The sequence below is a fragment of the Lapillicoccus sp. genome, assembly GCF_036559105.1.
Taxonomy (GTDB): Bacteria; Actinomycetota; Actinomycetes; order Actinomycetales; family Dermatophilaceae; genus Lapillicoccus.
The window spans coordinates 1-12,690 of the sequence record NZ_DATBTV010000107.1; the positions used below are offsets into that span (position 1 = coordinate 1).

A 12,690-nucleotide genomic window follows, 5' to 3' on the forward strand; every position below is an offset into this window, starting at 1 on the left:
GAAGGGCCGCGAGGCCTTCGGCCGCCCGATCGGGGCGAACCAGGGCGTCGCCTTCCCGATCGCCGACATGGCCGTCGCGGTCGAGGCCGCCCGGACGCTCACCTACAAGGCGGCGTGGCTCAAGGACGAGCTCAACGCCGGACGGCGCACCGTCAAGGAGGTCAAGCAGGCCGCCGCGGTGGCCAAGCTCTACTCGACAGAGGCGGCCGTGACCGCCACCCGCGTCGCCACCCAGGTCTTCGGCGGCAACGGCTTCATGGAGGAGTACCCCGTCGCCCGGTTCTACCGCGACGCCAAGATCCTCGAGATCGGCGAGGGCACCTCCGAGGTGCAGCGGATGGTCATCGCCCGCGGGCTCGGCCTGCCCGCATGACCTTGTCGGGGGGTACTCGGGGGGCGGAGCGCTCCGAGGGTTACGAGCCCGACCCGCGGGTCGCGGACGTCCGCGCTCGGCTGCACGAGGCCTACGAGGCCTCCGGCAAGATCAGCGACAAGGCTCGGGCCAAGCTCGACAGCCAGAACAAGATCTACGTCCGCGACCGGATCGGGCTGCTGTTCGACCAGGGCTCGTTCGTCGAGGACGGCCGGTATGCGAACGCGACCGCCGCTGGACTGCCGGCGGACGGCGTGGTGACGGGTCGCGGGACCGTCGACGGCCGGCCCGCGATCGTCGTCGCCAACGACCCGACGGTGAAGGCCGGCTCGTGGGGTGCGCGCACCGTCGAGAAGATCGTCCGGGCGACCGAGTCCGCGCTCCGCGAGGAGCTGCCGGTCTTCTGGTTCGTCGACTCGGCCGGCGCCCGGATCACCGACCAGGTCGAGATGTTCCCCGGCCGGCGCGGCGCCGGGCACATCTTCCACAACCAGGTCGCGCTGTCCGGCAAGGTGCCGCAGATCTGCTGCCTGTTCGGGCCCAGCGCGGCCGGCGGCGCCTACATCCCGTCGTTCACCGACATCGTCATCATGGTCGAGGGCAACGCGTCGATGTACCTCGGCAGCCCGCGGATGGCGGAGATGGTTGTCGGTGAACGCGTCTCGCTCGAGGAGATGGGTGGAGCGCGGATGCACTGCACCGTCTCCGGCTGCGGCGACCTGCTCGCCCAGGACGACGTCGAGGCCATCGAGCTGGCCAAGCTCTACTTCTCCTACGTCCCGGGGAGCTGGCGGGAGACTCCGCCGGTCTACGACCCCGAGGAGCCGGCCACGCCGCTCACCCGCGAGGTCGTGCCCGAGCGGGAGTCGGTGCCGTTCGACGTCCACGAGGTCATCGACGGGCTCGTCGATGACGGGTCGTTCTTCGAGATCAAGCCGCTGTTCGCCGCCGAGCTCGTCGTCGGGTTCGGCCGGATGGGCGGCGAGACAGTCGGGTTCGTCGCCAACAACTCCGCCGTCAAGGGCGGGGTGCTCTTCTCGGACAGCGCCGACAAGGCGTCCCGGTTCATCTGGCTGTGCGACGCGTTCTCGATCCCGCTGGTCTACCTCGCCGACGTCCCGGGCTTCATGATCGGCACCGAGGTAGAGCGCGGCGGGATCATCCGGCACGGCGCCAAGATGGTGTCCGCCGTGGCGTCCGCTACCGTGCCGCAGTTCTGCGTCGTCGTCCGCAAGGCCTACGGCGCCGGCCTGTATGCGATGGGCGGGCCCGGGTTCGCCCCGGATGCCACACTGGCCCTCCCGACGGCGCGGATCGCCGTCATGGGTCCGGAGGCGGCGGTCAACGCCGTCTACGCCAACCAGATCGCCGAGGTCGAGCGCAGCCAGGGTGCGGAGGCCCGGGACGCGTTCGTCGCCGAGAAGCGCCGCGAGTACGAGGAGGACGTCGACCTCGAACGGCTGGCCGCCGACCTCGTCCTCGACGGCATCGTCGAGGCCGACGAGCTGCGCGCGGAGCTTCTGCACCGGCTCCGCTACGCCTCGCGGCGCGACCGCGCGTTCAGCGAGCGGCGACGGTCGATCCCGCCGGTCTGAGGAGGCCGTCGGCCGACGCGGTCACGCCGTCCGGCCACGACCGGCGACGGGCCGGGCGGCGGACCTACGACCGATTCGTGACCCAACCGCCGCGGACGCCGACGAGCCCCGTCCCGACGGCTGACCTACGCTGGGTGGCGACATTCCCGGCGTTGATGCCGGGCGTCCGAACCCGTCCGAACCCGAGCGACTCCCGAGGTGCGCCCTGACCAGTGTGCTGACGCGTGAGCGCGAGGAGACCCCCGAGCCGGATCGGGACCCCGACGAGCAGCAGGCGTCGGCGTCCGCCACGACGAGAGCGCCCTGGTGGCGACGGTTCGAGATCTGGTTCCCGCTGGCGGTCTTTGCGGCCAGCCGGATCTTCACGGTCATCGTCGTCCTGATCTGCCAGCGCTCGCAGATCGCCCTGCCGGCCCCCAACGGGATCCTGCGGATCCTGTACCCGACCGACGGCGCGCCGGGCTACTGGGTCACCATGGGGAACTGGGACGGCCAGTGGTACCAGCAGATCGCCGACGTGGGGTATCCGAACCCGCTCCCGTTGGACGACCTCGGCCAGGTCGACATGAACGCGTGGGCGTTCTTCCCGCTGTACCCGATAATGGTCGGCGCCCTGATGCGGGTGACCGGTGGCAGCTTCTACGTCGTGGGCGGGATCACCGCCATCATCATCGGCGCCGCCGCGATGCTGCTGCTCTTCCGTCTGGTCGACCGCGCAGTCGGTCGCTGGGAGGCCATCGTCGCGGTCGTCGGCGTCTGCACGTTCATCAGCGCGCCGATCCTCCAGGCGACCTACACCGAGTCGCTCGCCCTGCTACTCGTCATCGTCAACCTCATGCTGATCCGGGCGCGACGCTACTGGTGGACGGCGGTAGCGCTGGTCCTTCTCGCCCTCACCCGCAACGTCGTCATCGCCATGGTGCCCGTGCTGATGGCGCACGGCTTCGTGCGCTGGCGCAAGGAGCGCGACGACTTCGGAGTGCGCGACAAGATCATGCTCGGCGCGCTGATCGTCGAGGCCGGCGCGCTGACCTTCCTCTGGCCGGCGATCATCGGGGCGGTGACCAGAAACCCTGCCGGCTACGCGGACACGATGCAGGCCTGGAAGATCGGCACCGACATCAAGCTGTCGACGTGGTGGAACTACCTCGACTTCGCCTACGGCTGGTGGGGGATCATCGGCGGCATCGCCATCGTCATCGGCTTCGGCTGGTTCATGCTGTCCAAACGGTCGTGGCGGTGGGGCCCGGAGATCTGGGGCTGGGCCGGGGCCTACCCCGCATACCTCCTGCTCGCCACCAACACCGGACCGTCACGGCTTCGCTACGCGCTGCTCGCCTTCCCGTTCACGCTGTTCATCGCGTGGTTCCTCCGGCTGAGGTGGTGGCGCCGCTGGGAGGTCTGGGGCCTGGTGGGGGTCGCGCTGCTCGGGCTGGGGCAGCAGGTCTGGTGGATCCAGAACTACCTCATCGTCAGCCACCTCGACGGGCCGATCTACTTCCCCTAATGCATGGGGGCGCTCGCGACGTCGAACCAGCCGACGCCGACCTCCGCCAGCAGGTCGCGCAGCAGCGGTAGGGAGAGGCCGACGACGTTGTGGTGGTCGCCCTCGATGCCCGAGACGAACGCACCGCCGAGCCCGTCGACGGTGAAGGCACCCGCGACGCGAAGGGGCTCACCGGTCGCGACGTAGGCGTCGATCTCGGCGTCGGTCAGCGCGGCGAAGTGGACGGTGGTCGACGCGGTCGCGCCCAGGGTGGCGTTGGTCCCACCGGCGTCGCTGGACCGCTCGTCGCGAAGCCAGTGCCCGGTATGCAGGACGCCGGACCCGCCGCGCATCCGCCGCCAGCGGTCGGTCGCCTCGGCCGCGTCGCGCGGCTTCCCGTGGATCTCGCCGTCGAGTTCGAGCACGGAGTCGCAACCGAGGACCAGGGCGCTCGACGTGAGCTCGGCGGCGACCGCCTCGCACTTGGCGCGGGCGAGGAGCAGGGCGATGTCGGCACCCTCCAGCGCGCCGTAGCGAGCAATGGCGTCGGCCAGCACCGCGTCCTCGTCCACTTCACTGACGATGACCGTCGGCTCGATGCCGGCTGACCGCAGCGTCGCTCGACGGGCCGGAGAGGCGCTCGCCATAACGAGGTGTACGCGGATCGTCGCCATGGCGCCGACTCTAGGGGGATCCTCGACCCAGGTGCGGTGCCCCTCCCTCCGGCTCGACGCAGCGTCGGGCAGCTCGACGCGGGATGCACCATGCGTCAAGTCGCTCGACGGTGCGCCAAGCCGAGCGGCGACGGCGTCCAACCTCGCAGCCAGTTCGCGGGGTCAGGCCGACTGACGGACGAGCCGGCGGCCCCGGGCTCGTCGGATGGCCGCCGCGATCCGTTGGGCCAACGCCCTGGGATCGTTGAGTTCGGACCACGTGACCCGCACCACCTCGTACCCCAGCTCTCGGAGCCGGTCCTCTCGGCGCTTCTCGTGCCAGAGGACCTCCTGCGGTGTCCGCCGGTTGCCGAACGGGTCTGGCTCGTCCGCGGTTCGGGCGTACTTGACTTTGCCGTCGAACTCGAGCACGACCTTCTCGTCGTCGATGAGGAAGTCCACGAGGGCTTCGAACCCAGGCTCACTGATGCGGAACTGAGGTGTGGCTGAGACCTTCATGAGATGCAGGATGTGAGCCAGCCGCGTCTCCCCGGGGGACTCGCGACGCCCGTCCGCGAGATCGAGGAACCCGCGGATCAGGGCGGACCGGGGGTGCTGCTGGACCCAACCGAGGGCCGTATCAAGGTCCTGGGCCGTCGTCTTCCCCTGGCGAAGAGCACCGTCGGCGGCGACCAGCGCTGAGAGCGAGCCGCTGCTCAGCCCGTGCTGGACCACGGCCAGCGCCGGAGTCACTGTGTGAGCGTCCTGCGCCTCCGCCGGCACGGTTCGACCGACGCTGAGTCCCGGCCGCGTGCGTGGTGACCCAGGCGTGCGGCGGACGAGGCGGACCCGGTCGAGGTCCGGTCGGTACGTGGGCAACTCCAGGAGCAGCAGGGCACTGTGATGAGCCGCGATGGCGCGCCCTTCGTGGGCGCGCAACATCGCCCATGTCGTGAGGGTGTGGCGATGCTGGAGGCTGTCCGGAGAGGTCGCTGCATACCAACCGCGAGACAGGTTCGTCAGCTCACCTCGAGCGACCAGGTTGGCGATCTGATGGGGGCAGAGGCCGGCACCGTGGAGCTCCGCCACGCTGATGACGTGGTGCTCGTCGGCGGCCGCGACCCAGTCGTCCATGCCTCAACACTGGCGGAGGGCGACGGTACGTCGTCAGAGCGGAGCCCCGACCTGTGGACAACCCCACCGGCCGGTCGGCTTGACGCAGCGTCCACCGACTCGACGCAGGGTGCACGATGCGTCAAGTCGCTCGACGCTGCGTCAAGCCGAAGGGAACAGCGCGGCGGGACACCAGGGCCGGATCGGGTCAGCCGAGGATCTCGTCGACGTAGCACCAGCGCCAGGCCTCGCCGGGTTCGAAGCTACGCATCACCGGGTGCTCCTCCTTCTGGAAGTGCTTGGTCGCGTGGTTGCCGATCGACGAGTCGCAGCAGCCGACCTTCCCGCACTCCAGGCACATCCGCAGGTTCACCCACACCAGGCCCTCGCGCAGACAGTCCTCGCAGCCCTCCGGCGTCACGGGTCGCGTCTTCTGCGGTGCGTCCTGAAGGTGCTCGCAGTCGCCGCGTTGGGATTCCGGCGTGAGGATGAGCCGGTTGTCGTAGCGCTGGTTCCGGTCGTCGGCGATGGTGAGCATCGACTCCTCGAGGTCGAGCGTCTGCATGACCTCCTCGAGGACGTCGTGGTCGACCGAGCCGGTGTCGCGGATCCGGAGCACCTCCTGGCGCTCGGCCTTGAGCATCTTGCGGCGCAGGCGACGGTATGCCTCGTTGGGGCTCGGCTGGTCGTCGCGGGTCTCGCCGAGCCGTTCCCAGGCAAGGTGCGTCCGGCGCTGCCCGACGGCGCGGAGCTGGTCGACGATCTGCGGCGGCGTGTTGTCGTCGGTGAGGCGCTCGAGCTCCTCGTTGCCCTTGGTCACGGCGTGCTCGAGGACCGACGCCGACTGCAGGGCGTCCTCCCGCGGGTCCGGGCCGTGGACGTCGAGCGCCTTGGCCAGCGCCGGCAGCGTCAGCCCCTGGATGAGGAGCGTGCCGACCACAACCGCGAGGGCGACGAACCTCAGCACCTCGACGTAGGGCGTGCCCTCCGGGAGCAGCAGCACGGCCGCCAGCGTGACCACCCCACGCATACCCGCCCAGGACAGCACCGTTCCGTTGCGCCAGAACGCATCTGGTCGAGCGAGCCCGGGCGTCAGCTGCAGGACGACGCCGAACGAGAGGATCCAGATGGGTCGGAGCACGACGACGGTGAGGAAGACGGCGACGGCGACGAGGATCGCGCGGGGCAGGCCGAGCGACGAGTTGACGACGCCCTCGACGATGGTGTGCGTCTGAAGGCCGATGACCAGGAAGACCGCGTTCTCGAGCAGGTACTGGATCGTCGTCCAGTTGATCCGCTCGGCCAGCCGGGACGGGGCGGTCTGGATCAACGGCGCCTTGTGGCCCAGCAGGACGCCGGCGATGACGACGGCCAGGACGCCCGAGGCGTGGATCAGCTCCGCGGGCAGGTAGGCGAGCCACGGCGCCATGAACGAGATCGCGGTATCGGTGCTCGTGTCGGTCACCCGGCTGCGGATCCGGGCGAGGATCCACGCCACGGCGACCCCGACGAGGATGCCGCCGATCGACACGCGGAGGAACTCGACCCCGACGTCGAGAGCGGTCACGGAGCCGCCGATGGCGACGATCGCGGTGCGGAGGATGGTGATCGCCGTCGCGTCGTTGAACAGCGACTCGCCCTCGAGGATGGTCACGATGCGTCGCGGCAGCCCGATCCGGCGGGCGACCGCCGTCGCTGCCACCGCGTCCGGTGGGGCGACAACCGCGCCGAGGGCGATCGCGGCGGCGATCGGGATGCCCATCAACCACCAGGTCACGAGTGCGACCCCTGCCGCGGTGAAGATGACCAGACCGACCGAGAGGAGCCCGATGACGTTTTTGTTCGCCCCGAGGTCGACGAGCGAGGTGCGGATCGCCGCGGCATACAGCAGGGGCGGCAGAATGCCGAGCAGGATGAGCTCCGGTCCGACCTGCACGTCCGGCGCCGTGGGCACGAACGAGATGAGGATCCCGACGGCGGTGAGGACCAGGGGGGCCGACGCGTTGTAGTGGCGGGCGAGCGCGGACACCCCGATCACCACCGCCACGATGGCCAGCAGGGTCAGGGCGATCGGCACCCGCCGATTCTGTCAGCCGGCCTCGATGGCGGTGGTCTCAGGTGCCAGGCGATGGTTGTGGACCCACCAGTGGTGGTACCCGCACAGGAGGGTCGCGTTGCCGAGGTCGGACGGGCCACCGTCGGCCCAGTGTCGGATGTGGTGGGTGTCCGCCCATTGGGCGGGCATCCCGCAGCCGGGGAGCGTGCAGCTGCCGTCGCGTAGCCAGAGCGCCTTGACCTGGGCGGGCGTGAAGGGACGGCTCGCGCGGCCCAAGTCGAGGCCGTGCGAAGGTCCGTCCATGACGACGGGGAGGAGACCGGCGTCGCAGGCCATCCGGCGCAGCGTCTCCGGGGCCAGGACCGCGCCGGCGTCCCCCGATCCGACCGTCAGCGCGCAGCCGGTCTTCTGTACGAGCTCGTCCAGGTCGATCCGGAGAAACACCTGCGCCTTCGCCGCGGTAGGAACTCCGTCGGGGCAGGCGACCGCCCGGCGGACGATCTCGATCAAGCCGTCGGCGCGCCGGCGGTCCGATCCCCGCACGTCGCGCACACCGTCGGCCGGTCGGGGCGCGGCCAGCGGTCCTAGGGCTGCCTCGAGAACGGTCTTGCCCTCGGCGTCCAGCCGCAACCGGTACTCGAACGTGCCGTCCCCCGCGTCGTACGGCTGGGACAGCCCAGCGCGGCGGGCGGCCACGTCCTGCTCGTGCTGAAGCTCTCCGTCCGAGCCATACTCGGCCAACAGCCGCGGCCGGAGCGCTCGGATCTCCCGCGGTCCGAAGTCGGACCCCAGCTGGATGAGGGCATCCCAGACCGCCGGCACCGCGTTCGGGCACAGTCGGGAGCCAGGCGGTCCATCTCCCGCACACACACCGCGGCATTGCGGAGCCCGACCCGGCCGCCGAGCACCGCCTCCCGCAGCTGACGGCTTTCGTAAGACCGAAGCCGTTCGGTGAGCTGGACCAGCCCGACAGCGCCGCCGGCCTTCATGGTGGGCGACCACGCCCGCACCCATCCCACCCCGACCAGCCCCGCCGCCACGGCGTCAAGGGGCTCGCCGCCCTCCTGGTGCGGACCGACGTAGGAGCGCATCTCCCCACGGGTCATCGCCTCGTCCACCACCACCATCCTCGCGGCGTCCACGAGCCGGCCCATGTCGTCGATCTCCCGCAGTAGCGGCCCTAGCTCGACCCCGGGCTCCTCCCGCAGGACCGACCCGATCTCCGTCAACGCGGCTCGGGCCGCGGCGAGCGCGGCTCGGCGCTCCCGCATGCCCATGACCTCGTCCATCAGCCCAATCTAGACGAGACCACCGACAGCCCTCAGGCCCGAAAACCGTTTGCTCACAGGCAAACCCAGGCTCCATAGGATCGTCAGCGCCGTTGATGCGAGCGCCGAAACCGTCGGCTACAGCTCGTCGAGGACCGCCGCACGGAGGGTGTCGAGCGGAACGCCGCCGAGGTCGAGCGCCTTGCGGTGGAACACCTTGAGGTCGAAGGCCTCACCCTCGCGCTCGCGCGCCTCCTCCCGCAGCGAGAGCCACAGGCGCTCGCCGATCTTGTACGACGGTGCCTGCCCGGGCCAGCCGAGGTAGCGGTTGAGCTCGAACCGGAGCCATGCCTCGCCCTGGTTGGCGTGGCTGGTCAGGAACTGCCAGGCCTTGTCGTAGGTCCACGCTCCGCCGCCGACCTCCTCGGGCGCCTCGAACCCGCAGTGCACGCCGATGTCGATAACGACGCGCGCCGCCCGCAGGGACTGGCCGTCCAGCCAGCCCATCCGGTGGCCGGGGTCCTCCATGTAGCCGAGCTCGGCCATCAGCCGCTCCGCATACAGGGCCCAGCCCTCGCCGTGGCCGGAGATCCACAGGTCGAGCCGGCGCCACTTGTTGAGGACCTCGGACCGGAGCACCGCCTGGGCGCACTGGAGGTGATGCCCCGGCACGCCCTCGTGGTAGACGGTGGTCAGCTCCTTCCACGTGCCGAACGTGGTGATGCCCTTGGGGACCGACCACCACATCCGACCGGGCCGGCTGAAGTCGTCGCTGGGCGGGGTGTAGTAGATGCCGCCCTGCTCGGTCGGCGCGATCATGCACTCGATGGTGCGCATCGGCCCGGGAATGTCGAAGTGGACGTCGGCCAGCTCGGCGATCGCCTCGTCCGCCCTGGTCTGCATCCACTCCTTGAGGGCCGGCTTGCCCTGCAGCTGGTACGCGGGGTCGGCCTCGAGCGCCGCGATGGCCTCCTTGACCGTCGCGCCGGGTGCGATCCGCTCGGCCACCTCCCGCATCTGCTCGTCCAGCCGGGCGCACTCCTCGATGCCCCAGCGGTAGGTCTCGTCGAGGTCGACGGTGGCGCCCACGAAGTACCGCGACATCAGCCGGTACCGCTCGATGCCGCAGGCGTCGTCCTCGGGTGCGGCGTCGAGCAGCTCGGTGCGAAGGAACTCGCCCATGCTCCGGTATGCGCCGGCGGCCTGGGTCGCGGCCGCGGCCAGCGCGGCCTGGGTGTCCCCGGCGAGGGGCCGGCCGTCGACCGTGGCCCCGGCGACCAGCGTGGCGAAGTACCCGTCGTCAGCAGTGAGGTCGGCGCACTGCTTGATGCCCTCGTCGACCTGGCGGCGGGGGGCCACGTGGCCCTTATTGCGGGCGGCGAGCAGCGACTCCCGGTACTGGCCGAGTGCAGTCGGCAGCTTGGTCATCCGGGTGGCGAACGTCGCCCAGCTCGCCTCGGAGTCCTGCGGCATGAGGTCGAAGACGTCGCGCAGGTCCTGGAGCGGCGACGCGATGACGTTGAGCGACATCTCGTCCAGCCCTGCGGCGTGGATCTCCTCGTCCAGCTCGAGCCGGTTGCGCAGCGCGGAGATCGTCACGCGGTCGACGTCGTCCATCGGCTCGACGTCGGCCAGCGAGGACAGGGTCTGCCGGCGCAATGCGGAGAACGCGGCTCGACCGGCAGGGGAGACGTCGTCGAGGTCCTCCTCGTGGCCCGGGATACCGGCGTTGGTCGCCATGATCGGGCTCAGTCGTACGGCGGCGTCGAAGTAGTCGTCGGCGACGCGGTCGGCGTCGGTGCTGGGTCGCGAGGAGACGCTCGTGGCGCCCTGGTCTGAAGTCACGCCCGCGAACGTATACCTCGGCTCCGACGGGGAGCATCCGGAAATAGCGGCCCGTCGCGGTCAGGGGTCGACCAGCGGGCGGGTGAGCATCGAGGTGGCCTGGACGGTCTCGAAGCCGACCGACGCATACAGGGTGGGAGCGTCGTCGTGGCTCTCGCTGTCCGCGAAGAGGTAGAGCAGCCGCATCCCGTCGCGGCGGGTGGTCTCGAAGGCGGCATGCAGGAGAGCGCCGGCAATGCCCCGGCCGCGGAGCTCGGGAAGCACCGCCAGCTCGCTGACCTGCATGGCGCTGCGCTCCGGCGCGGCCCGGGTGACCGTCATGGCCCCGGCCGGCCGTCCGGCGACGGTGGCGAGGTACCAGAGCGCCGGGTCATGGCCCGGGAGGCGACTGCGGCTGGCGACGAAGTCGTCGTAGGAGAGCTCGATGAAGCCGTAAGTGCCGGCGAACCCGGACATGAAGATCGCGTGGACCGCTCGGGGGTCGGCGCCGGCGTGGATCTCCAGTTCTGGCAAGGGCGTCCGTCCGGTGCCTCGTTCGGCGTCGGACGCTGCTTCCATCACCCACATCACCCGCTCCTCGACGAACCCGAGCCGGCTCAGCCGTTCGCGGCGCGCCAGGTCGAGAGTGGGCAGCGAGGTGCGCACCCGTCCGGAAGCCGGGTCGTCCGTCACCGTGGTCGCCCACCGGACGATGTGCCGCCAGCCGGCGGCCTCCAGCGCGTCCCGGTCCGGGGGCGTACCCAGCCCGGGATCCGTGTTGACCTCGCAGAACGGTTCGGGGTCCCCCGGGTACAGGACGGCATCCCAGACCTGCACCAGCCGGCCGTTCGTACGGACGCCGAGATGAGTGGACGGGAAGGGCGAGGTCAGCCGCAGCTCCACCAGCTCCCGGGCCAGCCGCGAGGTCCCGAGCACCGACACCCGGTCGGCGGTGGCGAGCGCGAACACCTCGTCGAGATCGTCGCCGGCGAGTGGCGACAGGGCGAACCGTGCCGCCAGTCCATCCGGCAGCTCTGGTGGGTCCACGATCTCCGACCGTAGGTTCTCCGGCGGCCGGAGGGAAGCCTGGAGGACCGGTGCGGCCCGGACCCTGCGGGCACGCCTTGGCAGACTCATGCGCGTGGAGGGCGACCCGGGACTCGAGGCGGCGGCCGTCGCCCGATCCCGCGCACTGGCCGAGCTCGGCCGGCACCAGGACGCGCTGGACGTCGCGACGCGGGCACTGGCCGCATACCCCGAGAGCTCGGCTCTCCTCGTCGCCGCCGGTCGAGCGACGATCGCGGTCGGCGGCCGTGCCAGCCGACGGTCAGGGCTCGAGCTGCTGCGGCGAGCGCTCGCCGTGGACCCGGACGACGTGGACGCGCTCTGCGTCCTGGGCGTCGCCCTCATGCACACGGTCAGCCACGGCGAGGAGGGAGAGCGGCTGCTGGACCGGGCGGTGGAGCTCGCCCCGGACGACCCCGGCGTCGCCTACTCCCGAGCGCTCGGCCTCGAACACCGCAGCATCGTCCGCTACGACAAGGCGTACGCCGCCGTGCTGCGTGCGCTGGAGCTGGCCCCGCACGACCCGGAGGTCCGGCTGCTCAAGGCGAGGATCGACATCGGCCGGGTCGGCTGGGTCGACGGCTCAGGACGGGCAGCGGTCGCGGACGAGATCCGGGCGATCCTGGCCGAGGACCCCGAGAACGCCGAAGCCGCATACCTGCTGGCCCGAGCGGAGGTCAAGACGAACCGGGCCGAGGTCGCCCACGACTTCCAGCGGGTGGTGCGGATCGACCCGCGCCACGGCGACGCGATCGCGCAGGTCGACTCGGTGCTCGTCGGCCCGCTGCGGCAGGCGTACGGGTGGCTCTGGTTCCTCGTGGCGGTCCAGGCGATGCTGCTGTGGCGCGGAGCCGACTGGGGCGCTGCCCTGAAGGCCGTGCTGTTCGTCGTGGTGCTGCTTGTGCCCTGGGTGCGCTTCCGGAGGCTGCGGTCGCAGTCGCCACCGGGGTTCGGGCGGTATGGCGGCCGCGACCCGATGCTCTGGGTCTTCGGCGGCCTGACCTACGTTGCGGCGTTCGCGTTCAAGGCCTCGACCGACGGGGTCGGCCCGACGGCCAGCCTCGGCCTCTGCGCCGGCCTGCTCGCGGTGGCCGGACTCGTGTATGCCTGGCGCCGGGTCCGTCGCCGACGGCGGTACGGCTAGCTCCGATCCCCTGAGCAGGCAGACCGGGCCCAGGGGTCGGCAAGAGCACGGCGCCCGCGACGGTTCCCGGCCGAGACGCCACGAACTGGCGGGATAATTCGGGGTTTCGGCCG

The 12,690-nt window shown here is 70.9% G+C and carries 10 protein-coding genes; 4 read left to right on the forward strand and 6 right to left on the reverse strand.

Features of this window, described 5'->3' with window-relative positions:
- The 3 genes from VIG79_RS13750 to VIG79_RS13760 form a co-directional block, all read left to right on the forward strand.
- On the forward strand, positions 1-373 hold a 373-nt coding region (locus VIG79_RS13750; RefSeq protein WP_331886545.1), incomplete at its 5' end, for an acyl-CoA dehydrogenase family protein.
- Positions 370-1,968, forward strand: a complete 1,599-nt coding sequence (locus VIG79_RS13755; RefSeq protein WP_331886547.1) for an acyl-CoA carboxylase subunit beta — start codon at positions 370-372, stop codon at positions 1,966-1,968. The genes VIG79_RS13750 and VIG79_RS13755, both read left to right, overlap by 4 nt.
- Positions 1,969-2,182: 214 nt before the next feature.
- A complete protein-coding gene (locus tag VIG79_RS13760; protein WP_331886549.1) occupies positions 2,183-3,475 on the forward strand; it encodes a hypothetical protein in 1,293 nt (430 codons plus the stop codon).
- On the opposite strand, the gene VIG79_RS13765 is transcribed toward VIG79_RS13760, so the two are convergent.
- The 6 genes from VIG79_RS13765 to VIG79_RS13790 all read right to left on the reverse strand — a co-directional run bounded on the left by VIG79_RS13765 (position 3,472) and on the right by VIG79_RS13790 (position 11,415).
- The gene (locus VIG79_RS13765; RefSeq protein WP_331886551.1) at positions 3,472-4,128 is read right to left on the reverse strand and encodes a Maf family protein; all 657 of its coding nucleotides are present in this window, start codon (positions 4,126-4,128) and stop codon (positions 3,472-3,474) included. The genes VIG79_RS13760 and VIG79_RS13765 overlap by 4 nt on opposite strands.
- 162 nt (positions 4,129-4,290) lie before the next feature.
- The gene (locus VIG79_RS13770) at positions 4,291-5,241 is read right to left on the reverse strand and encodes a type IV toxin-antitoxin system AbiEi family antitoxin domain-containing protein (protein WP_331886553.1); all 951 of its coding nucleotides are present in this window, start codon (positions 5,239-5,241) and stop codon (positions 4,291-4,293) included.
- Positions 5,242-5,428: 187 nt separating this feature from the next.
- Complete coding sequence (locus tag VIG79_RS13775; RefSeq protein ID WP_331886555.1) at positions 5,429-7,297, reverse strand: Na+/H+ antiporter; 1,869 nt, start codon at positions 7,295-7,297, stop codon at positions 5,429-5,431.
- A 12-nt stretch (positions 7,298-7,309) separates the two neighbouring features.
- Positions 7,310-8,098 carry an HNH endonuclease signature motif containing protein gene (locus VIG79_RS13780; RefSeq protein ID WP_331886557.1) on the reverse strand — a complete coding sequence of 263 codons (789 nt, stop codon included), beginning with the start codon at positions 8,096-8,098 and terminating at the stop codon, positions 7,310-7,312.
- A 584-nt stretch (positions 8,099-8,682) separates the two neighbouring features.
- Positions 8,683-10,389, reverse strand: a complete 1,707-nt coding sequence (locus tag VIG79_RS13785; protein ID WP_331886559.1) for a DUF885 domain-containing protein — start codon at positions 10,387-10,389, stop codon at positions 8,683-8,685.
- A 60-nt stretch (positions 10,390-10,449) separates the two neighbouring features.
- Entirely contained in the window at positions 10,450-11,415 is a 966-nt protein-coding gene (locus VIG79_RS13790) for a GNAT family N-acetyltransferase (RefSeq protein WP_331886561.1), read from the reverse strand.
- Positions 11,416-11,509: 94 nt separating this feature from the next.
- On the opposite strand from VIG79_RS13790, the gene VIG79_RS13795 reads away from it, so the two are divergent.
- A complete protein-coding gene (locus tag VIG79_RS13795) occupies positions 11,510-12,577 on the forward strand; it encodes a tetratricopeptide repeat protein (RefSeq protein WP_331886563.1) in 1,068 nt (355 codons plus the stop codon).
- Positions 12,578-12,690: the final 113 nt, after the last annotated feature.

Bases quoted from the DNA above. Each gene is read 5' to 3' on its own strand.
- VIG79_RS13755 (WP_331886547.1), top strand. From the start codon at position 370: ATGACCTTGTCGGGGGGTACTCGGGGGGCGGAGCGCTCCGAGGGTTAC.
- VIG79_RS13765 (WP_331886551.1), bottom strand. From the start codon at position 4,128: ATGGCGACGATCCGCGTACACCTCGTTATGGCGAGCGCCTCTCCGGCC.
- VIG79_RS13770 (WP_331886553.1), bottom strand. From the start codon at position 5,241: ATGGACGACTGGGTCGCGGCCGCCGACGAGCACCACGTCATCAGCGTG.